Raw genomic sequence first — 20,540 nt, 5'->3', positions numbered from 1 at the left:
GCTTGTCCGCCGTCCCCGTCTCCCGGCGAGCGAAACGCTCACGCTTCCCCGTCGACTCCGCCGGACACGGGATCCGCTGTGCGGCCCGTGATCTGCAGACGTTCTTCCGCGGTGGTGGGCAGCTCGACCCGGTTGCGGTAGTACCAGGAGCTGAGCGACGCCTTGAGGCGACGACGCAAGGGTGCGTGAGGCCCTGGGTGCGCCAGCGGCCGGGGAAGCTCCCTGACCAGCAGGCGGTAGCGCCGCTCCCGGTCGAGACCGGTGCGGCGTTCCTCCATGCCGCCCGCAAGGTCCTGAAGCACCACTCCCGTCTCCTCACCTTCCTGGTACAGATGCCGTTCGTGCAGCTGCAGCGCCAAGCAGATGCGCTTGGTGAGGAGGTAGGCGATGACCGGGCCGGCGATGACCGCGATGCGGAAGACCCAGGTCAGGGCATCGACGGAAACATCGAACTCATAAGCGATCACGTCGTTGCCGCCGGCCAGGAGCAGCACGGCATAGAACACGGTGGCCGCTACGCCGAGCCCGGTCCGCACCGGCCGGTCACGGGGCCGGTCGCACAGATGGTGCTCCACCAGGTCGCCGGTCACCCATCGCTCGAAGCCGGGGTACAGGTACAGCACCAGGAACAGCAGCGCGGGCAGGACGACCGCGGGCAGCAGGACGTTCCACATGAAGGTGTGGCCGGCGACGTTGCTCTCCGCGCGCGGCATCAACCGCAACGCCCCTTCGAGGAATCCTACGTACCAGTCGGGCTGGGCGTCGGTGGAGACCTGGTCGGCCCGGTAGGGGCCGTAGGCCCACACGGGATTGATCTGTGCGACCGCGGCCAGCAGCGCCGTGACACCGAAGACGATCAGGGCCAGGCCGGTCGATCTGGCGGTGAACGAGGGATACATCGGCTGCCCCACCGCGTTCCGGTTGGTCTTCCCGGGTGCCGCCCACTGGGTGTGTTTCAGATAGACCACCATGACCAGGTGCACGGCGATCAGAGCGATCAGCAGGCCGGGCGCGAAGAGCACGTGCACGATGTACAGCCGCTGGCTGAGCGCCGTTCCGGGGTAGGAGCCGCCCCAGGCGAAGAACGCCAGATACGTTCCGATGACCGGAATCGACATCACGATCGTGTTGGCCGTGCGCAGGCCCGTTCCGGACAACAGGTCGTCCGGCAGGGAGTATCCGCAGAAACCTTCCAGGAGGGCCAGCAGGAACAGGGTGACGCCGATGACCCAGTTCAGCTCTCGAGGCCGGCGGAACGCGCCGGTGAAGAAGATCCTGAGCATGTGGACGCCGATGGCCGCCACGAAGACGAGGGCGGCCCAGTGGTGCATCTGGCGGATCAGCAGACCACCGCGCACCTCGAAGCTCACATGGAGCGTCGACTCGTACGCCTTGGTGACCAGCAGGCCCTGCAAGGGCTTGTAGGAACCTGAGTAGGTCACTTGCGCCAGGCTCGGATCAAAGAAGAGCGTCAGGTAACTGCCGGTCAGGACCAGAAGCACGAAGTTGTAGAGCGCGATCTCACCGAGCAGGAACGACCAGTGGTCGGGGAAGGCCTTGCGCAGCACCTGTCCGGCCAGCTCCGAGACGGGCGCACGACGGTCCATCACCACGTACGCCTGGAACGCGGCCTGCCTGGCCTTCGCCCGAAGCCTCGCCTTGCGCTGCCGCATCAACACGCCGCACCACGCTCCTCCACGTCGTCCTACGTACCGGCGTGCCTCGCAACTCGGTCGGCCGCGCGGCACGCCGGGAGCGCCGAGTGCCGCGTGATTCAATCTTGATCGTGATTCCGAGGCACGGTGCGCAGGCGTGCCGAGAGCACACGGTTTTCACGGCGACCGGGTGCCTCCGCCCCTCGATCGCCGCCCGGTACGACGCCGAACGGGGCAGGAAACCATCAGGGAGTGGGAGTGGGCAGTCGCAGCGGCATCCTGGAGGTACTGACGGCAGACCACCGACGGGTCCAGCGTCTCTTCGACCGCATCCGCTCCTCGACGCCCGGCAGCGACGCACGGAGGACCCTTGTCGAGCAGGTCGGCATCGTTCTGGTGCGCCACTCGGTGGCGGAGAAGGGATATCTGTACCCCGCGGTGCGCCGATTCCTGGTGGACGGCGACACATGGGCGGACCGCGAACTCGCCGAGCACCGCCGGGTCGAGGAACTGCTGAACTCCCTGGAGGCCCAGGAGGCGGACAGTGAGGAGTGCGGGCACCTCCTGCTGTCCCTGATCGCCCGTGTGACCGAACACGTCGTCGAAGAGGAGCAGCTCCTCTTCCCGCGTCTGCAAGCGGTGTGTCCCACCGACGTCCTGCAGGATCTGGGCAGGAAGGCCCGGGACGCGGAGGCTGCCGCGCCCACCCGGCCTCGACGGAACACACCGGAGTCATCCCCCCTGGTAAAGGCCACCGCGCAGGCGTGGGGCCCCTGGGACCGCCTCCGCGACTTCGTGGCACGTCGCGGCCACTGAGATCACACCTCGGCCACCGGCGGCTGACGGCGCACGGCATGGAGCTGCCATGGCCCTCACGGAATCCCGGGACCCTTCACGCGAGCAGCCCCCAGGACTCGTTCGCCGTCGTACAACGGCGCCGACGGGGCTCCGTCCGTGAGGCGGCGTCCCGGAGCCGACCCGGGGAACGCGGAGGCATCGGTGCCGGTACCCGCCCGGACGGGTCGGTGCAGGCCCAGCTTGGACAAGGCAGTGGTCCACTCGCCGGCGATGCCCTACTGGGCGGTGAAGAGCGGATGCCCGGTCAGCCAGGCATTCGCCCACCTGGCTAGACTCCATCCGGATGATTCAGAAGGCGGGCGGGTCACAGCCGATCGGCCTGTTAGGGGGAGGGGACGCAATGGCCGGAGTCGTCAGCAGACGCGGATTGCTGGGCGGAGCCGCGCTCGTGGGAGTCGGAGCGCTGGCGGGCGTGGTACAGAGCGCCGGTACGGCGGCGGCCGAGGCACCACTGGACACACCGTTCACGCCGGTGTCGGTGCCGCATCTCCTGCAGGCCGAGCAGATGGTGCAGTACCAGCGTCTGCTTGCGGCCGGTCACCTGCCGGACGGCCTGGTCGGTCACTGGCCGCTGGACGGCACGGCAGCCGACCGGTCGGGCTACGAACATTCAGTCACCCTCGGTTCGGGCGCGACGTGGACGACGCTGCGGGCCGGCGGCGAGCTGAGCCTGGACGGCACGTCGGGTGCGTACGCGGCCACCGGCTCGGTCCTGGACACGACGGCACCGTTCACGGTCTCGGCGTGGGTGCGTCTGGCAGACGCAGCCAGTCTTTCCACCATGTACACCGCGGTAAGCCAGGACGGCTCGATGGCGAGCCGTTTCCTCCTCCAGTACGACGACACAGCCGGCACTTGGGCATTCAAGGTGCGCAGCGCGGACCAGAGCACGAAGGTCTCCGCTGTGGCGGCCAACCCCGCCGCCCTGGGTGTGTGGACGCACTTGGCCGGTGTCTGGGACGGCACGCAGATCCACCTCTACGTCAACGGCACGCTGGAGGGCAGCACGGACTCGACCCTGTCCTGGGCTGCGACGGAAGGGTTCAACATCGGGCGCGCCAAGTGGAACAGCGCCCCGGCGAACCGCTTCAACGGCGCCGTCGATGACGTTCGCGCCTACGGCCGCGCACTGACCGCCGACGAGGTCGCCGTCATCAGCGGCCGGACGGCCCGCGCCAACAACGTCTACTTGATCGGCTCCCCGTCGTCCGTCACATGGGGCACTCCCGACGACGTGACGACGTGGATCGCCCGCGCCCGTTGCTCGTCCTTCCTCACGCGGGTGCTGAAGCACACCTACGGCTGGGCGACGGACGACTACTTCACGACGTATTTCCAGGACACCATCCCGGAGGCCGCGGACTACCGCAAAGCCTTCGCCGACGGCACCGCCGGCCCGCGCTTCCGGCGCATCAGCAAGGTGACCGACCTGCGGCCGGGCGACCTGATCGCGATCGACTACAACGGTCAGGTCGCGGACAACACCGGCCACATCGTGATGGTCCGCGAGGTGAAGGGCACCTTCACCGGCACCGCCGACTTCACCGGCGAGACTCAGTACGCCGTCGAGATCATCGACTGCACGTCCGACCCGCACGGCGTATACGGCCTGTCCAACTACCCGGCGTACCCCGACAGCCGCATGGTCAGCAATGTCACCGGCGAGAACTTCCAGGGCGTCGGCATCGGTCACATGATGTTCTATGCCTCCGACACCACTGGGGAGTTCTCCCGCTACCGGTGGAGCGTCAACACCAGCAAGACCACGGCGGAGAACCTGACGGTCACCGACCGGCCGATCGCCGCGGCACGGGTGGTGTGACCTTCGGCGAATCGCTGTCCCGTGACCCGCGACGACGTCCGGGCGTTGCGGCGCACCGTGGCGGCGGGTCGCCGCCGCCAGGAGGGCGAGGATGCCGGCGGTCAGGACGGTGCGGGTCTTGTTGCTCATGTGCGTTCTCCGTTTTCCGAGTCGTGCCGCATCGCGCCGAATGGCGATGTCGGTGGTCGATGGGCCGCCCTCCCCACCCCCGTGGCGGAGGGCGGCCCTGGTCATGCGGTCAGTGGAGCTTGTTCACGGCCGTGAGGGCCGTCTTCTCGGCAGGCCCTCACCAGCGCGTTGCCGGCGTCGCCCGGCTGCCTCCTGCGACGGCCGGCCCGTACCCGCTGCGGGCACCGGCGGTGGAACTCCGTGGTGCTCTGCCCTCCCGTCGAAACCCCGCCGATCACGGCCTGGTCGACGGGTGATCCAGCAGAGCCGGCGATGTCATCGGCGAAGTCGGAGGTTCAGTCGCGCCGGGCCAGGAGGTAGGCGCGGCGGGTGTCCACCTCCTGGGCGTAGGGGGCAGGCTCCAGCCGCATCTGCACGGTGAAGCCCGCCAGCTCCAGTCGCCGGGCGATCTGCGACGGGTCGAGAAAGCGGAAGTCGACGTCCACCTCGTGGTCCCACCAGGTGTCCAGGTGTCGCACCTCGTCACCGACGTGGAAGGACAGAAGGAGCAGTCCGGAGGGTCGCAGGACCCGTCGTATCTCGGCGAACACCGGGCCCAGTTCGCCGGGGGCGACGGCGGTCGCCCACCTCACGGCCCGCTCGCGGGCGGTCTCCGGGCCCCGGCGGAGGCGTGCTGCGCGTGGGGTGCCGGCGAGCACAGGCGTTCCGTGGCGCGATGGGCCAGGTCTTTGCCGGACACCGCCGCTGGCCACATGACACTTGTCACGCGTAGCACCGGACGACGGACCATGGTGAGTCAAGTACCCACGCTCCTATGGTTGTCGGCATGACGAAGAGCCACGGGGAAAACCTGCAGAAGACCGATGTCAAGGTGAGTCTTCTTGGTGGTCACCGCCTGAAGGGAGCCACCTTGCACGAGCGGACCGTCACCGCCTCCCTCATCGGCGGCGCGGACGTCGACCTGACGGACATCGACATCCCGGACGGCGCCGAGCTGCGCATCACCAAGCTCAGTCTGATCGGTGGCGTCAGCCTCAGGGTCCGTCCCGAGGTCCAGGTGGAGGTCCGGGGGCTGCGCCTGGGCGGCGTGAAGGACGACGGCCCGAGCGAGCCGGGCGGCCCGACGGTCCGGATTGACGCCTGGGGTTTGCTCGGTGGCGTCAACGTCCACCGCGGATAGTCATGGCCGACGCCGCCTCCTGTGCCGATGCTCGTGTCGGTCCACTTCGGGGGACGCGCTGAAGTGCGGTCGGCGTGGCTCAGTGGGTGACGTCCATGCGCTGTGTGCCGATGACCGACACCAGCCGCAGCGCCTCTTCGGGAGGCGGGCCCGGGACCGCGGTGTGGATCACGTACGGGGCTGCGTGGCCGTCGGCCGGACGGCAGCGCGCGGCACGATCCCGCTCGACGCGGAAGACATCTCTCGGTGACGGGCGTTTACAGTCGTCGCCGTCCGCGCTAACTTCGCAACGAGCAGGTGGGAGCGCTCCCATCACAGCGGACCGGAACCCGCCGCGATGGGAGCCCCCACCTCGCCCTGCGGCATGCCGCCCGGTGCGCCGGCTGCCGACCGTGGGCCGCAGCCATCCGGGCCGTCGCCGCGTCCCCGGCCGACTTCTCCTGATCTTCACCGAATGCCACAGCCTGGACCGACGCCACTTCCGTCACACACCGTCCGGCCATAACCGGGCGTCTGCCGGACCCGTCCAGGAGTTCTGATCCACTCCCGATATCGAGGCAGACGGCTTTTTCCGACTCGGACCCTTTCACCTCCTGACGTAATGCTTCACCTCCTGACGTAATGCGACGTTCATCACAGAGGGGAATTGTCAAGAAAGGCGACATGGGTCGTTTATCGTGGTCGGACATCAGAGGCAAACCGGATGTACTGGCCATCTCCATCGAGAGTCGGAAGATCAGCGGCCGGGCGAGGGAGCCCGCCGCCTGCCCGACCCCCGGAGCGGCTCGAAGCGACCGGTAACCCTGGGCGGCACCGCCGGACTACGCACGCTGCCGTGCCCTCGATCGGCGGCGCGGCGTGCGCACAGCCATGCCTGCGCATCGAGCGGCGCGCGCACAGCCATGCCCGCGCATCGACATGACCAGTACCAGCACCGATTCGGGCACCGAGTGGTGCCGACGGAGGTAGATCTGTGGCATTGGCCAGAATCAAAGGGGCGACGGCAGCCGTCCTCACGACGGCGGTCGCGGGGGCCGTGCTCACGGCGTGCGGGCCGCACGCCGGCGGGCACACACTTCAGAGCTCACCCAGCAGCGTGCCTTCACCGACGAAGCCCTCTTCTCCCGGACCGCACCCTTCCTCCCGGGTGCCCTCGCCCTCGTCCGCTTCCCCGTCCGCGCCGTCCTCCGGCCGTTCGGCAGGAGGAACCCAGTCCGGCAAAAACGGGGGCTCCGCCGCAGTGCCCTCCGGGCACGCTTCGCAGTCCGGCGCTGCGCATGCCTCCGGTCGGCTGCCGAGCGCCCCGACGGGCTCCGACGTGGTGGTCGGCCGCGGGGTGGAGGGCAGCGGCAAGTCAGTAGCGCTCACCTTCGACGACGGTCCGGACCCGCGGTGGACCCCGCAGGTGCTGGCGCTCCTCGCCCGACACCAAGCGAAGGCCACCTTCTGCGAGATCGGGCCGCTCGCCCAGAGGTATCCGTACCTGACCAAGGAGATCGTGGCGGGCGGGGACCGGCTGTGCGACCACTCGGTCCATCACGACGAGCAGCAGAGCCGCAAGCCGGTGGAGTACAACTTCCACGAGATCGTCGACGCCAAGCGTGAGATAACCAACGCCGCCGGGAGCGGCGCGAAGCTGATGTACTACCGGGCACCGGGCGGCGACTGGAGCCCGGCGATCCGGGCGATAGCCGGTGCCAACCACCTGCAGCCGCTCGGCTGGAGCGACGACGCCAATGACTGGCGGCGCCCGGGCGTCGACGGCATCCTGCGCAACATCAACCAGGACCTGCGCCCCGGCGCGATCATTCTGATGCACGACGGCGGCGGTGACCGTTCGCAGACGGTGCAGGCCCTCGCCCGCCTCCTCGACCAGCTGGACGCTCAGGGGTACACCTACGGTTTCCCCGCCTGAGGAGCCCGTGCTGCTCACGGGTCGTCCCGTTCAGCGGGGAGGCGGGGAGGGGCTCCTGTCGGTGCCCTGGGGGGTGGACGATATGACCCCCTCCAGGTCGCCATGGCCTTCCGCGCCCATCTCGCCGAGTCCGGTCCCGGACCCGACAGCGGCCGGGACCACGCCCGCCGCGCCGCCGCACCCTCCGCGTCGGACGCGTCGGACGCGAAAATCGCTGTCCGGGTGTCGGAACGGGGTGAGCGTCAGTGTGACAACGACACTTGAGTTCGCCGTCCTGCCCCGGCTGATCACCCCAGTTCGCGCGGACACGTCTCACGTCATGACGGCCCCCGGACACGGCAGGCCCCCTGAAGACCGCTGCTCCGCCACGACGGTGGTGAATCCCGCGATCCGGGGCAGACGGGAAGTGATCTTCGTGTCGGTCCGTCGGGGGGAGTGAACCTCATGGCAACGCCCATGCGCCGTAGGCGACCGGTGAACGGTCGGCGCGCCTTCGATCTGCGCTACACGGCCCTGTTCTTCGGTCTCCTGGCCGCTGTCGTCAGCCTCGTGGGCCTGACCGCCCGTACGGTGATCAGCGTCGCCGAGCACCGCCCCGTCTGGTCCTTCGTCCTCGGAGTTCTCGTTCCGGCAGCCGCCCTGCTCCTGCGGCGGCGCTCGCGGCATCCGTTCTCCGTGGCACGGAGCGCTCGCAAGGCGACCGCCGCGCTGGACGAGGCGACCAGGACGGCACTCGACGTGCTGGACCACGAGGCTTCTCCGGGCCGGGCCCCCACCGGATCCGCCACGTCCGACGCACCGCTCCTCGGCCCCGCCGGGCGGACGGAACCCCTCGAGGCACCCGCCGCCGCCCGCAGCGCCGAGGAGGCCGTCACGCTCACGCCCGACGCGCCGGTCCCCCAGCCGACGACCGGGGCCGTCGACCTCGAGAGCCTGGGGCCCGACGAGTTCGAGCAGGCGACCGCGGCCCTGTGCGAGCGCGACGGATGCACGGAGGTGGAGGTCGTCGGTGGAGCCGGGGACCTCGGCGCCGACGTGGTGGCGACGGCTCCGGACGGAAGGCGTGTCGTCATCCAGTGCAAGTGCTACGGCGCCACGAACCGCGTCGGTTCCCAGGACCTCCAGCGTTTCGGCGGCACGTGCTTCACCGTCCACCGGGCGGATGTCGCGATCGTCGTCACGACCAGCGGTTTCACCGCTCCAGCGCTGGAGTACGCCGAGCAGTGCGGGATCGTGTGCTGGGACCGGGAGGACGTGCAGGCGTGGAACGACGGTACCGGGCCGGAACCGTGGCGGCCCCGGACGACGGACGCGGACGTACGCTGACCGGTCTCGCAACGTCGAATCCGACGCCGGCACCTCATGATCGCCCCACAGCGGTCGGAGTGCCGGCACAGCGCAGTGCTGCGGATCTCGCGGGGTCAGCCGTCGGAGCAGGGCGGAGCCCGATCACCACCGGGCCGTCGGAGTCCGCGGCCGGCCACGGCACGACGTCGGCCGGCCCGAAGCACCCCGGCTCAGCCACAACGCGGCCGGCCCGAAGACCATGGCAACCCCTCTTGCGGCCGACAGCAGAGTGCGCTTCAGGCGGTTCGACAGGTCGCGCACCGTATGGCGGACGAGGCGATGAAGGTTCCCTCCGATCCGGGTCGGTGGTGGAGCGGGCCTTCGCCCGGCTCCACCGGTTCAGGCACCTTCGCGGTCAGCCGCACGTCAGCGTCGGCATGGCCCAGTCGCCGTGGTCGTTTCCGTTGCCGTCACCGGCGTCACCGACCCTGAGGTCGACCACCTGCGCGCCGCTGACGTCGACGTCGATCGGCACCGCGGCCTGTTTGCCCCGGATGGTGGGCGTGGTGACCACGGTCTTGCCGTCGGCGATCACGGAGAACGTCACGGTTCCAGCGCCACCGGTCTCGTCGTCGACGCCGACGTCCGCGGTCATCCGCGAGCACTTTCCGGCGAGGTAGAGCTCGACGTCGCTGACCGCGTTGGTGCCCAGGCCCTTCGAGTATCCGGTACCGGCGATGCTGATCGGACGGCCGTCCCCGGCCGCCTGCTCGCCGACACTGGTGTCCCGTTCCACCGGACCCCACCCGTTGGTGGACGACAGGAACGGCAGGTCGCTCACGGCGTTCTTGCCGGCGGGCGGAGCCGGCGGGATACCGCCGACGATGCGCTCGTCACCACTGGCGGCCTGCCGGCCGTCCTGCCGGTAGTGCACCGTGGCGGTGAGGGCCGAGGAGGAGGGCAGTTCCCCGGCCGGCGGCTGAACCCTCCAGGTGAAGACGGCGGATCCGCCGGGGTGCAGGCGCCCCACGGACGTGGCGCTCGTGGCGCTCACGCTCCAGCCGTCGGGGGCGGAGAGCGAGGCCGTCACTCGGGAGGCGGACGGCCTGTTCTTCGGTACCTGCACCGTCGCCTCGGCCGTGAAGAGCTGTCCCGGCTGAGCGGTGTCCGGCACGTCCAAGGTGACATCCGCTCCCGGACGCCTCGGCATCGCGTATGTGCGGGGGTTGTAGCGAGGGCTGTCGTTCTGCGCGACGCGCAGGGACGAGGCGTAGCTGCCGTAGTCGGTGAGCGAGACCTTGCCCAGCCCGCCGGTGCTGCCGTCCAGGTTCCACACGGCGATGGCGATGCTGTTCCGGCCGTTCGGATTCAGGATCCCGTCGGGGACCGGGAAGGTGCTCTGCGGGCCGAGGTAGTTGACGTAGTTGCCGACCTGCCAGCCGTTCACGAAGACGGTGGCTCGGTACGTGCGCGACGGGTCGTCGGTGAACGTCAGCCCGAGCGAGGTGTCCTGGCCGTGCGGCAGGTCCAGGTTGACCTCGGTGCGGTACCACGAGACGCCGGGACGGGTGTCGGTCGTCGGCAGGGACACCTGCTTCCAGTCGCCGTCCGGGTAGCCCGGCAGGGACCAGCCGGCCCGCTCGCCGTACAGGCCGCCCGTCGACAGCGGGCCGCGCACCGTGTCCTGCAGGTCCTCGCCACCCCGTACGCCCTGCAGCCGCCAGGTGACGGCAGTCAGCGGGGCCCCGACGAGAGACGCGCTGGTCAGGCCGCGCGCGGTCTTGTTGCCGTTGGTCGAGTTGTAGTCCTCCTCGTGCCCCATGTTCACGGTGAGCACGGAGATGACGTTGTCACCCTTCGGCTTCACCGAACCGGCAGGGAAGGTGAAGTCGGCGCTGCCTGTGGTCGAGCTGCCCAGGAAGGTGCCGCCCAGCCAGGCGGAGAACGCCTGCGCCTTTCCGCCGGAGTCCGAGACCAGGTGGATGCCCGTCTCCTTGCCGGTGGCGCGGAAGCGGCCGCGGTACCACGTGTTGCCGGTGTGGAATCCGTAGTCGTCGGCGTAGAGCACCGGCAGTGAGTTGACGCCGGAGACACTGTTGGTGGTTGTCCTGTCGGCCACCTGCCAGCTGGAGTCGTCGAAACCGGGGGCCGCTTCGGGGGACTCCTCGGCGTGCTTCCAGTTCGTCAGCGTCGGCAGGTGCACCGGTGCGGCCACCGGGATCGTTCCGGCGAGGCTCCCGGTGCCGGTGGCCCGGGTGTGCAACGCGCTGTGGTTCCAGGTGACATGGTCGGTGGAGGTGAACACCTCGATGTTCCTGTCATCGGCGTTGTCACCGGTGAGCGCCAGGGTGTGGCCGCCGTCCAGGCTGGTCGCCGTCCGCAGCAGGTGGGTGCCGCGCACGAGCACCGGGCCGGTCGCCGTGTCCTGGCGCCAGAAGGTCTTCGCCGTGGCCTTGTCGCCGATGAGCAGCAGCAGCGGGCGCTTCCCGCCGCCGCTGACTCCGATGCGGATCAGCCCCTTGTGCGTGTAGTTCAGCCGCAGATCACCGGTGGCCGGGTCCCAGGTGGTCGTGGCCGTCCCGCCGCCGGTGACCACGGTGGGCTTGGAGGAGTAGCGGAGGACGGTCTCGCCGTCGCTCCCGGCGTCTCCGTAGAGCACGGCGACGTCCCGGTTCCCGATCGTCGCGTTGGTCATGATCTCCGACGTCGAGTACTGCAACTGCGCGTCCCCGAGCCGGTAGTTCGCCACGATCACGTGCGAGTCGCGTCCATCGAGGGTGATCGCGGTGCCCGGCTGCTGCGGCACGACCGGGTAGGTCGGCGTCGCGGTGCCGGCCGCCGGCACGTCGATGGCGTCGATGGACACGTAGTTGTCCGTGGACCCGGAGCCGTGGTTCCCGTCGACGACGATCTTCAGCGTGTGTGCGCCGGGCGTCAGGCCGGTCTTCTGGAAGACCACCGCCTGGTTCTCGCCGCCGGAGTCGTCGACCGTCGCCGTCTTGGTGCCGTCGAGGTAGACGTCGGCGTAGCCGTGGTTGCCGGTCTTCGAGCCGATCCAGCGGATGGCGGTGCCGTCGAAGGGGATGGTGACCGTGTCACCGGCCTTGTTGGAGAAGGACTCGGTGTGCTTGTAGTCGCCGCCCGTGTAGCTCTGGTCGGCCACGTGCGACCATGAACCGGTGTAGTGCAGCGTGGAGTCGGGGTCGTCCCAGGTGTAGGTGGTGTCCGCGGACGGCCGGGCGTTGAAGTCCAGCGAGATGTGGGTCTTGTCGAGGGCCGTGGACGTGGAGTTCCCGTGCCGCAGGACGTGGAACTGCGTCTTGGTGTCCGGGTTCATCCGGGCGGTGTCGACGACCGCGGAGTCGTCCGGCGGCGTGGCCCTGATCGCGTCCGTCTTGGTCAGCGGGGCGACCGACTGCGTGAAGTACCCGATCAGCTTGTCCTCGTAGTATTTCGGGTCCAGTTGGCGGTTCTCCCGGATCGCGGCGCCGTAGTCGTAGGACGTGTAGTTCTCCGGCATGCCCAGCCAGCCCCAGTTGGTGCCGCCGTAGGTCATGTAGAAGCTCTGCGCGGTCGCGCCGACGGCGATGTTCTGCTTGTAGAACACGTTGGCGAACTGGTCGTTGATCAGTTGGGCGCACTTGTCGTAGCCCGGTCCGCCCCAGGGGTCGAAGGCGCCGCCCTGGAACTCCGGCGAGTACAGCGGCTTGCCGGCCGGGTGGTCGTAGCCGATGTCGGGGACGCCGTTCCACTTCGAGGGGTTGGAGCAGTTGAAACCCTGCGGGTAGGAGTCCGGGCCGTCGACGTCCAGGGCAGCCGTACCGGAGTTGAAGGTGCCGTTGTTGTTGCCGGTGAGGGGGACCGTGATGCCGTCGGCGCGGGCCTTGTCCTCAAGGTGCTTCATGTAGGACCGGCCGGCGGCCGAGCCGTTGTAGTACTCGTTCTCGACCTGGTAGGCGATGACCGACCCGGTGCCGTTGGTCAGCTGGTGGCGGGCGATGATCCGGTCGATACGGGTCAGCCACTCGTCCGCGTACTTCAGGAACTGCGGGTCGTCACTGCGGTTGTGGCCGGCCTTGGTGGTCATCCAGCCGGGCAGGCCGCCGCTGTCGACCTCCGCGTTGATGTACGGCGCCGGGCGGGCGACCACGTAGAGCCCGGCCTCCTCGGCCATGTCGAGCAGCTTGTCGACGTCACGCACCCCGCTGAAGTCGTACACGCCCGGCTTCGGCGAGTGGTACCCCCAGTCGAAGTACAACGAGGTGGCGTTGAACCCCGCGGCCTTCATCTTCTGGAAGATGTCGCGCCACAGGCCCGGACTCGGGAGCCGGAAGTAGTGGAACTCGCCTGACCACAGGTAGGTGCGCCTGCCGTCGACGAGGAAGGAGTAGCCGTCGAGACTCACCGTGTGCGCCCGCGAGCCGGCGACGGGCGCGGCGGGTGCCTGCCCGCCCGTGTCCTGCGCCGTGGCGGGCGCGGTCGCGCCCGTGCACAGGGCGATGGTCGCGGCCGTCGCGAGGACCGCCTCCCACCACCGGCGGCGGCCGGGTCTCGCGCCCTTCGAACCGATCCGATCACTCCGCACTGCGGCCTCCAATACCGCCTGAGCAATCATCATCAAACAGACTCAGGCAAAGTCGAACATTAAAGGGGTGTGCGGCACAGCACAATGGGGCGGGAGGAACGCGGTGGAGGCCGGCACGGGAGGCGGCCGGTGACCCGTAATGCCGCTGCTGTTTCCCCTGTGCTGACGGCTGGTCAGGGAGCGCGGCCTCGGCACCGGCCCAACCCGGTCGTTGGACACATACGGGTCGCCGCCTGCCCCAGTGCCCGGCACTCCAGGCACAGGGGCAAGGAAAGATCACGGGCGCGCATGCTCGGCGCCGAGGTCACGGCAGGCCCGGGTCGCGCGGCTTCTGACGGCTCTGCGGCGTACCGTGCCCGCATGGAGCAGCGAGAAATCATGCAGCGGGTCGTCGGCATTCTGACCGAGGCGCTGGAGATGCGACGCCAGGCCCGAGAGAACCGCGACAGTGACGTGACGCAGAGCGAAACGGTTGCCGCGCTGCTCGAAGAGATGCTGCCGCGCATCGAGCTGCGCGCCGATGCGAGCGCCCACGAGGTGGCAACCGCCGTGAGCGAGACCCTCGGGCCGGCCATCGTGCAGATCGCCTCGGCTTTCGCCCTCGCCTTCGTCCAGCTCGCCGAGGTCCACGACGGCGGGCGCACCGACGTCTGTGCCGCGGACGTTCTGCAGTCGATCTCCCTGCACTTCGAGACCGAGGCAGGACAGTAGACGTTCCGGAGAGCAGGTTGGGCGCGTCCGGCTCGCTCGGTGCACTGCGGACGGCCATGACGCGCGCCGAGCTGCGCGGGCCGCCCCCGGCGCCTCGCGGCGTGCGACTGTCCGGGGCCGGAGCGGGAGCGGGCCGGCAGGGCGTCGCGACGGGGCCGGGGCCGGGGAGAAGTCGCACATCCGGAGTACTGCCTGCCGGACGGGCGGGCTCTGCTCTCCGACGCCTCCTTCCGCGTCGCGGAGGGCTCGGCGGTTCCGGCCGGCCGGTCGACCCCAACGGTGCGGGGAGGACACTGTTGCGCTTGGCTTCCGGTGAACTCGCCCCCGACGCGGGCATGGTGACGGCCGGCGGCGGACTCGCCGTCATACCGCAGTTCTTGGGCGGCGTGCGGGACGAGACGACGGTGCGCGACCGTCTCGTGCCGGTCGCACCGCCGCGGATCCGGGTGGCCGCGAAGGCGGTCGACGAGGCCGAGCACGCGAGCATGACGGTGGACGACGAGGCGGCGCAGACGGCGTACGCGCAGGCTCTCTCCGCCTGGGCGGAGGTGCAGGGCTACGAGGCGGCGACCGTGTGGGGCATGCCCACGACAGCCGCGCCGGGTGTGCCGTACGAACAGACCGCGGTCGGGCCTCGCGTCCGCGGTGTGTCACTTCGGCGACGCCCGGCCGGTGGCGGGCGGTCGGGCAACGTGGCGCCCGTCCGGTGGGGCCTGCCGCGGGGCTGCCGAGAGGCCGGCCTCCTCGCAGCGGACGCGTACCGCCAGGAGTCCGGCGTTGCACACGGTGAACGCCGTCGCAGTCAGCCATGCACCGTGCACCAGCGGCAGCGCGGCTCCCTCGACGACCACGGCGAGGTAGCTGGGATGCCGCAGCAGGCGGTAGGGGCCCTTGGTGACCCTGGGCAGGTCAGGCACGACGATCACCCGGGTGTTCCACTGCCGTCCCAGCGTGGCGATGCACCACCAGCGCAGCGCCTGGGCGGCCACGACCAGGGCCAGCATCGGCCAGCCGAGGCCTGGGACGAACGGCCGTCCGGCGAGCCGTGCCTCCACCGGGCAGCCCACGAGCAGACCGGTGTGCAGCAGGACGAGTGCAGGGTAGTGCCCCCGCCCCGTCTCCATGCCCCCGCGAGCCGTGCTCCAGCGGGTGTTGCGGCGGGCGACGGTCAGTTCGGCCAGCCGCTCGGCGGCGACGGCGGCGACCAACAGCGTGTACCAGATCATCCGGCCATCGCTCCCGTCTCGCTCACCAGCGGAGCAGGACCAGTTCGGCGCAGAAACCCGGGCCGAGGGCGAGCAGCAGGCCCCAGGTCCCGGGCGGAGGGCGCCTGCGTCGCTGGGTGTCGTGGAGCACATGCAGGACGGAGGCGGACGAAAGGTTTCCGACCTCCGCGAGGGAGTCCCAGGTGACGTCCAGTGCGCCGGGCGGCGGATTCAGCGCGTCCGCGATGGCGTTCAGCACCTTGGGGCCGCCGGGATGGCACACCCAGGTTCCGATGTCGTGCCGGGTCAGGCCGTGACTGGAGAGGAAGGAGTCGATGTCGTCCGCGAGGTGCGCGCGGACGATGCGCGGGATTCCGGGGTCCAGGACGATACGGAACCCGCTGTCGGTGACGTCCCAGCCCATGGCGCGCTCGGTGGCCGGGTAGAAACGGCTGCGGCTGGCCACCACTTCGGGGCCGGTCGGGTGCCCGGGTCCGTCCGCCGCTCTGCTGCCCCGGGCCACCAGAGCGGCGGCTCCATCGCTGAAGAGGGCGCTGCCCACCAGATTGGCCGGCGAGGGATCGGACCGCTGGAATGTCAGCGAGCACAGCTCGACGGACAGCAGTACGGCGGTGTGGGTGGGCCAGCCGCGCAGGTAGTCGTGGACCCGGGCCAGCCCGGCCGCACCCGCGGCGCACCCGAGGCCGAACAGCGGGAGCCGCTTGACGTCCGGCCGCAGGCCAAGGGGTCCGATCAGCCGGGCGTCGACCGAGGGAGCGGCCAGTCCGGTGGTGGAGACGACGGCGATGAGGTCCACCGCGGCGGGGGCCAGACCCGCCGAGGCCAGCGCACCCCTGACCGCCTCGGTCCCCATCCGCACCGCGGCCTCGATGAACACGTCGTTCGCCGCGCCGAAGCCGTCGAGATCGCCGTAGGCGTCCAAGGGCAGCACGGTGTGACGGAACCGGACTCCTGACGCGGCGTGCACCCGGTCGAGCAAGGGCCCGTTCGCCCCCGGCAGGCTGCAGCGCACCTGGTCGGTGATGTCGTGCTGACGGTACCGGTGGGGTGCCAGGACCTTCTGTACGGCGGCGATGCGGCTCATACGAGCTTCCGATCCACGTGTGGCGTTGTTCCTGCTGCCGGGCTCCGTCTGCCGCATGGATGTCGCGGGGCGGACCGGCGGCCCGAGGCCCACGTGCACGAGTACCCAGCCTCAGCCCAGGCTCCGGATCGCCGCCGCTTGCGCTCCGGAGCGCACGGCAGCGCGTGAGGGGGACGGCGTGGGGGTACCCGGCACCCCTCTGGCATCGGAGCAAGGAGGGATCATGGGCATGCTCGCGAAGACGGCCGGGTCGAGCGCGGTGACGAAGCCGCTGCTCACTGCCAAGGCCACGGCCAAGGCCGCGAAGGCCGTTCCCGCCACATCCCTGCGGCTGATACGCACTCTGGGCGGCGAGAACGTCGTCGACGTGCTCACCCGCCAGCACCGGCAGATCAGGCGCGGCTTCCTGCGGGCAGCACTGCCCGGGCCGTGGCGCCGCCGGAACTTCGACCGGCTGATGCGTCTGCTCGCCGTGCACGAGGCCGCCGAAGAGGCGCACGTCCACCCGGTCGCGCGCCGGGCTCTGCTGCATGGCCGCGAGCTGGCCGGCCGCCGCCGCACCGAGGAAAAGGAAGCGAAGCAGCTGCTGGTGGCACTGTGGCGTACCGGTCCGCACGGGGCCGGGTACCTGCGGCGGCTGAACGGGGTTCGGCGCGCGGTCGCCCGGCACGCGGCACGTGAGGAACGGGAGGAGTTCGCCGCGCTGCGGAAGGCCGTGAGCCCGGCCCGGCTGCGCATGCTCGGCGCCGAGGTCAAGCTCACCCAGGCGTACGCGCCCACCCGGCCACACCGCTGGGTCAACAACGAGGCCGCGAACAAGCTCGCCGCGCCGGTCCTCGGCCCCCTCGACCGAGCCCTGGACGCCGTCCGCCACCGCACGGCCTCCTGACTGCCGTACGACCACCACGACCGGGACGAGCGCCCCGGGCCGCACTTCCGCGGTCCCGGGGCGGTCGTCCCGAGCATGACGTCCGAGGTAATCGACCCGCGCCGGCGTCCGGGGAACCATCAAGGGCGTACCACTCGCCCAGCGACCGGACTTCCGGGAGGTCACCCATGCCGTACTTCACCAGCCCCGTCGACGGAACCCGGCTCCACCACACGGACTACGGACCGGCCGACGGCCCGGTGGCCGTCTTCGTCTCCAGCGCCTACCTCGGTTCCGAGATGTGGGAGTACCAGACGCTGCCGCTCGCCACGGAGGGTTACCGCTGCATCGCCCTGGACCGGCGTGGGCACGGGCGCTCCGACGACGTGTGGGGCGGCTTCGACCTCGACTCGCTCGCTGACGACCTCCAGGGCCTGCTCGACCATCTGGACCTGCGCGCGGTGACGCTGATCGGGCACTCGGTCGGCAGCGCCGAGATCGTGCGCTGTCTGACGCGGCACGGCACCGACCGGGTGGCCCGCGTGGCGCTCGTCGCCGGCATCACTCCCGGAGTGGCCCGCTCGGCGAGCAACCCGGAGGGCTGGGACCCGGCGATCATGCGGGCCGGGAACGCGGCCTACCTGCGGGACCGTGCGGCGTTCTTCAGCGACCCCGACGCGTTGCGCGACTTCTTCGGCCTCCACCTGCCCGGCAACGAGGTGTCGCCCGCCCTCGTCCGCTACTTTTCCGACCGCTGCCTCGTCTCCACCGCCCGCGCCTCCAGCGCCGTCCAGGAGACCGTCGTCGCCGTGGACGTCGCCCCGGAACTGGCCAAGCTCGACCTGCCGGTCCTCGTCGTGCACGGCACGCACGACGTCTCGGCGCCCCTGGACGTCACCGGCCGCCGCGCCGCGGCCCTCGCCCCGGACGCGACACTCAAGGTGTACGAGAACGCCGGCCACGGTCTGTTCGTCACCCATGCCGACCGACTCGTCGCCGACCTGAAGGAGTTCATGACCGGGGACTGAGAGGAAGCCTCGGACGCCGCCGGCGGAGGCCGCCTACCCGGGGCGTTCGCTGTCGGGGGTGGGGACGGGAGTGCGCAGGGCGAGGAGGGCGACGTCGTCGTCGTTCTCGGTGGGGCGGACCCGGCGCAGCAGCTGGTCGGCGAAGGAGGCGAGGGGGCGGTGGGCGAGGGCGGCCGCGTGCCGGCGCAGTCGGTTCAAGCCCTCGTCGAGGGAGTGGCCGGCTTCTTCGATGAGGCCGTCGGTGTACAGCAGGAGAGTGGACCCGGACGGCAGCACGGCGGTCGCGTCGGGGCGGGGTTTGCGGGCCCCGGTGCCCAGGAGGATGCCGTGGCCGTCGCTGAGGTAGCGGGTGAGGCCGTCACGGGTGATCAGCAGTGGCGGGGGGTGCCCGGCGTTGGTCCAGGACAGCTCCCAGTGTCCCTCGTCCGCCTCTTCGAGGCGGGCGAAGATCATGGTGGCCATGGGCACGGTGGTGATGTGCGTGACCACCTCGTCGAGCCGCTCGACGATCCGGCTGGGAGGTTCCTGCTGGGACCAGGCGTAGGCACGGAGCATGTTGCGCACCTGTGCCATGCCGGCCGCCGCCTCCAGATCGTGGCCGACAACATCACCGACGGCCAGGGCGGTGGAACCGTCGGACAGGCGGAAGGCGTCGTACCAGTCCCCGCCGACCTGTGAGGCGTCGGGTGCGGGCAGATAGCGGGCGATCATCTGCAACCCGGGCACGCGCGGCAGCTGGGGCAGCAGGTGGTTCTGCATGGTCTCGGCGACCTTGCGCTGACGCTGGTAGAGGCGCGCGTTGTCCAGGGCGAGCGCGGCGCGGCGTGCGATGTCCTCGATCAGCGGGAGGTCCGCGGTGGTGAAGTCCCCCGCCTGGTCGTCGCGGCCCAGTGTGAGAGCCCCCAGGACCGCGCGTTGACTGCTGATGGGGACGATGGCCGCGGAGCGGATGCCGGTGGCTTCGAACAAGCGGCGCTGTTCCACCGCTATACCGGAATCCGGTGCCCGCTGGTAGGTCTTCGGACCGGCCACGGTGGAGGCGACCCCGCGCAGGGCCCGGGACAGTGGCATGGGTGATTCGGCCGGGACCGGCGGCATCGGTCCTTGCAGCTCCTCGTGGTGCACCAGGGTGTCGCCGTCGGCGTGGACAACGGCGGTGCGCCACACCTCGTCACGCTCGGTGATCAGATCGATGACCACCCAGTCCGCCAGCCGCGGCACGACCAGCGCCACGAGCCGGCGCAGCGCCTCGTCGACATCGAGGGTGGAGGTCAGCTGGGTGGTGGTCTCCGCCAGCAGGGCCAGCCGTTCGAGCTCGGACAACGGCGTGGCGGCCTGCGCCGACCGCGAACCTGTGTCTCGCGAGTGGCGGGTGTGGAAGAGGACGAGCGTGCCGGTCTCGCCGTCGCCGATCCTGTACGGGGTGATCAGCCAGGAAACGGGCAGCACAGAGCCGTCTCCCCGTGCGAACCAGTCTTCTTCGGCCTGGGCGGTGCGCCGGGCATGGAAGGCCTGCCGCATGCCGCATCGGCTGGACGGCAGCGGCTGGCCATGGGCATCCCGGTGCAGCAGATCGTGTGCGTCACGGCCGACGAGCTCCTCGGCGGACCGGTGCAGCAACTGCTCGGCTCGGGCGTTGACCGCGATGATGCAGCCCTTGTCGTCCACCACGTACGCCCCGGTGCCCAGGGCGGCCAGCGCCCCCGCCGACGGGGAGTCAGCAACCCGCCGGCACCCCTCATCGACACTCTCGGTCACCTCTGGCCCCGCCACTTGCGCCTCCTTGGTCATCGCCGGGAGCGTCACTCGCCCGCCGCCTCTCCGCAGGCCGTGTGCCGCCCTGTCGTGCACTCATTTCCCGAATACCCCCGGTGCAGGCACACCAGCCCGTCACTCCAGCCGGTCGTGCGACCGGTCAGGTGCCATGGGCCCGGCCGGGCGACCGGCCGTGGGCTCTCGGCCGACCCGGAGCGGACGGTCGTCGCCGCAACCGATTGCGACGCCCCGGCTGCACAGAACGGCATAAAATGGCCTTTGAGGACTTCTCCGGACACCGCGTGACAGGGGCCGTCGACGGCGGCCGAACCTCGGGTGGCGGAGCGCTCGTCCGAGCGGGCACTTCAGGGCAAGGGAAGAGCCGTGGCACTGCGCATCGGGGCAGAAGAAGAGTTCCATGTGGTCGACGTGGAGAA

The 20,540-nt window shown here is 70.3% G+C and carries 14 protein-coding genes and 2 pseudogenes; 9 read left to right on the top strand and 7 right to left on the bottom strand.

Features of this window, described 5'->3' with window-relative positions; genetic code table 11:
- Nucleotides 1-38: 38 nt before the first annotated feature.
- Nucleotides 39-1,679, bottom strand: a complete 1,641-nt coding sequence (gene qcrB / locus AC5WS8_RS36310; RefSeq protein WP_496107747.1) for a cytochrome bc1 complex cytochrome b subunit — start codon at nt 1,677-1,679, stop codon at nt 39-41.
- Between the two features lie 234 nt (nt 1,680-1,913).
- On the opposite strand from qcrB, the gene AC5WS8_RS36305 reads away from it, so the two are divergent.
- Both AC5WS8_RS36305 and AC5WS8_RS36300 read left to right on the top strand, forming a co-directional pair.
- Nucleotides 1,914-2,471 carry a hemerythrin domain-containing protein gene (locus AC5WS8_RS36305; protein ID WP_496107746.1) on the top strand — a complete coding sequence of 186 codons (558 nt, stop codon included), beginning with the start codon at nt 1,914-1,916 and terminating at the stop codon, nt 2,469-2,471.
- Nucleotides 2,472-2,853: 382 nt separating this feature from the next.
- Entirely contained in the window at nt 2,854-4,335 is a 1,482-nt protein-coding gene (locus tag AC5WS8_RS36300; protein ID WP_496107745.1) for a LamG domain-containing protein, read from the top strand.
- A gap of 464 nt (nt 4,336-4,799) precedes the next feature.
- Here the strand turns inward: AC5WS8_RS36300 and AC5WS8_RS36295 are convergent, their stop codons facing one another.
- A complete protein-coding gene (locus tag AC5WS8_RS36295) occupies nt 4,800-5,096 on the bottom strand; it encodes a hypothetical protein (protein ID WP_496107744.1) in 297 nt (98 codons plus the stop codon).
- 194 nt (nt 5,097-5,290) lie between these two features.
- On the opposite strand from AC5WS8_RS36295, the gene AC5WS8_RS36290 reads away from it, so the two are divergent.
- Entirely contained in the window at nt 5,291-5,644 is a 354-nt protein-coding gene (locus tag AC5WS8_RS36290) for a hypothetical protein (protein ID WP_496107743.1), read from the top strand.
- Nucleotides 5,645-5,723: 79 nt separating this feature from the next.
- On the opposite strand, the pseudogene AC5WS8_RS36285 reads toward AC5WS8_RS36290, so the two are convergent.
- Nucleotides 5,724-5,816 (bottom strand): annotated as a pseudogene (locus tag AC5WS8_RS36285) (transcriptional regulator); the annotation flags it as partial.
- Between the two features lie 1,146 nt (nt 5,817-6,962).
- On the opposite strand from AC5WS8_RS36285, the gene AC5WS8_RS36280 reads away from it, so the two are divergent.
- Together AC5WS8_RS36280 and AC5WS8_RS36275 are read left to right on the top strand one after the other, a co-directional pair.
- Nucleotides 6,963-7,559, top strand: coding sequence for a polysaccharide deacetylase family protein (locus AC5WS8_RS36280; protein WP_496107742.1), 597 nt, complete (start codon nt 6,963-6,965; stop codon nt 7,557-7,559).
- A 444-nt stretch (nt 7,560-8,003) separates the two neighbouring features.
- Nucleotides 8,004-8,885 carry a restriction endonuclease gene (locus tag AC5WS8_RS36275; protein WP_496107741.1) on the top strand — a complete coding sequence of 294 codons (882 nt, stop codon included), beginning with the start codon at nt 8,004-8,006 and terminating at the stop codon, nt 8,883-8,885.
- Between the two features lie 376 nt (nt 8,886-9,261).
- On the opposite strand, the gene AC5WS8_RS36270 is transcribed toward AC5WS8_RS36275, so the two are convergent.
- Complete coding sequence (locus AC5WS8_RS36270; RefSeq protein ID WP_496107740.1) at nt 9,262-13,431, bottom strand: beta-galactosidase; 4,170 nt, start codon at nt 13,429-13,431, stop codon at nt 9,262-9,264.
- A gap of 360 nt (nt 13,432-13,791) precedes the next feature.
- Between AC5WS8_RS36270 and AC5WS8_RS36265 the strand changes: the two genes are divergently transcribed.
- Together AC5WS8_RS36265 and AC5WS8_RS36260 are read left to right on the top strand one after the other, a co-directional pair.
- Nucleotides 13,792-14,142 (top strand): hypothetical protein, encoded by a 351-nt coding sequence (locus tag AC5WS8_RS36265; RefSeq protein ID WP_496107739.1) that lies wholly within the window; start codon nt 13,792-13,794, stop codon nt 14,140-14,142.
- 192 nt (nt 14,143-14,334) lie between these two features.
- Nucleotides 14,335-14,762 (top strand): annotated as a pseudogene (locus AC5WS8_RS36260) (ABC transporter ATP-binding protein); the annotation flags it as partial.
- A gap of 30 nt (nt 14,763-14,792) precedes the next feature.
- Here the strand turns inward: AC5WS8_RS36260 and AC5WS8_RS36255 are convergent.
- Complete coding sequence (locus AC5WS8_RS36255) at nt 14,793-15,368, bottom strand: isoprenylcysteine carboxyl methyltransferase family protein (protein WP_496107738.1); 576 nt, start codon at nt 15,366-15,368, stop codon at nt 14,793-14,795.
- Between the two features lie 22 nt (nt 15,369-15,390).
- Nucleotides 15,391-16,452: a type III polyketide synthase gene (locus AC5WS8_RS36250; protein WP_496107737.1), complete on the bottom strand. Its 1,062-nt coding sequence runs from the start codon at nt 16,450-16,452 to the stop codon at nt 15,391-15,393.
- Nucleotides 16,453-16,675: 223 nt separating this feature from the next.
- Here AC5WS8_RS36250 and AC5WS8_RS36245 point away from each other — a divergent pair, with 223 nt between their 5' ends.
- Together AC5WS8_RS36245 and AC5WS8_RS36240 are read left to right on the top strand one after the other, a co-directional pair.
- Nucleotides 16,676-17,341 carry a hemerythrin domain-containing protein gene (locus tag AC5WS8_RS36245; protein WP_496107736.1) on the top strand — a complete coding sequence of 222 codons (666 nt, stop codon included), beginning with the start codon at nt 16,676-16,678 and terminating at the stop codon, nt 17,339-17,341.
- 167 nt (nt 17,342-17,508) lie between these two features.
- Nucleotides 17,509-18,348, top strand: a complete 840-nt coding sequence (locus AC5WS8_RS36240; protein ID WP_496107735.1) for an alpha/beta fold hydrolase — start codon at nt 17,509-17,511, stop codon at nt 18,346-18,348.
- A 33-nt stretch (nt 18,349-18,381) separates the two neighbouring features.
- Here AC5WS8_RS36240 and AC5WS8_RS36235 read toward each other — a convergent pair whose 3' ends face one another.
- Complete coding sequence (locus tag AC5WS8_RS36235) at nt 18,382-20,121, bottom strand: PP2C family protein-serine/threonine phosphatase (RefSeq protein WP_496107763.1); 1,740 nt, start codon at nt 20,119-20,121, stop codon at nt 18,382-18,384.
- Between the last annotated feature and the right edge of the window lie 419 nt (nt 20,122-20,540).

It is taken from the genome of Streptomyces sp. PTL18, assembly GCF_059510295.1.
The sequence above is the reverse complement of the archived record's forward strand: the minus strand, read 5'-3'. Positions and strand labels throughout refer to the sequence as shown.

What these genes read in the sequence shown, in the direction of transcription:
- AC5WS8_RS36300 (WP_496107745.1), top strand. Translation starts at nt 2,854, where the DNA reads ATGGCCGGAGTCGTCAGCAGACGCGGATTGCTGGGCGGAGCCGCGCTC.
- AC5WS8_RS36290 (WP_496107743.1), top strand. Translation starts at nt 5,291, where the DNA reads ATGACGAAGAGCCACGGGGAAAACCTGCAGAAGACCGATGTCAAGGTG.
- AC5WS8_RS36275 (WP_496107741.1), top strand. Translation starts at nt 8,004, where the DNA reads ATGGCAACGCCCATGCGCCGTAGGCGACCGGTGAACGGTCGGCGCGCC.
- AC5WS8_RS36265 (WP_496107739.1), top strand. Translation starts at nt 13,792, where the DNA reads ATGGAGCAGCGAGAAATCATGCAGCGGGTCGTCGGCATTCTGACCGAG.
- AC5WS8_RS36255 (WP_496107738.1), bottom strand. Translation starts at nt 15,368, where the DNA reads ATGATCTGGTACACGCTGTTGGTCGCCGCCGTCGCCGCCGAGCGGCTG.
- AC5WS8_RS36250 (WP_496107737.1), bottom strand. Translation starts at nt 16,452, where the DNA reads ATGAGCCGCATCGCCGCCGTACAGAAGGTCCTGGCACCCCACCGGTAC.
- AC5WS8_RS36245 (WP_496107736.1), top strand. Translation starts at nt 16,676, where the DNA reads ATGGGCATGCTCGCGAAGACGGCCGGGTCGAGCGCGGTGACGAAGCCG.
- AC5WS8_RS36240 (WP_496107735.1), top strand. Translation starts at nt 17,509, where the DNA reads ATGCCGTACTTCACCAGCCCCGTCGACGGAACCCGGCTCCACCACACG.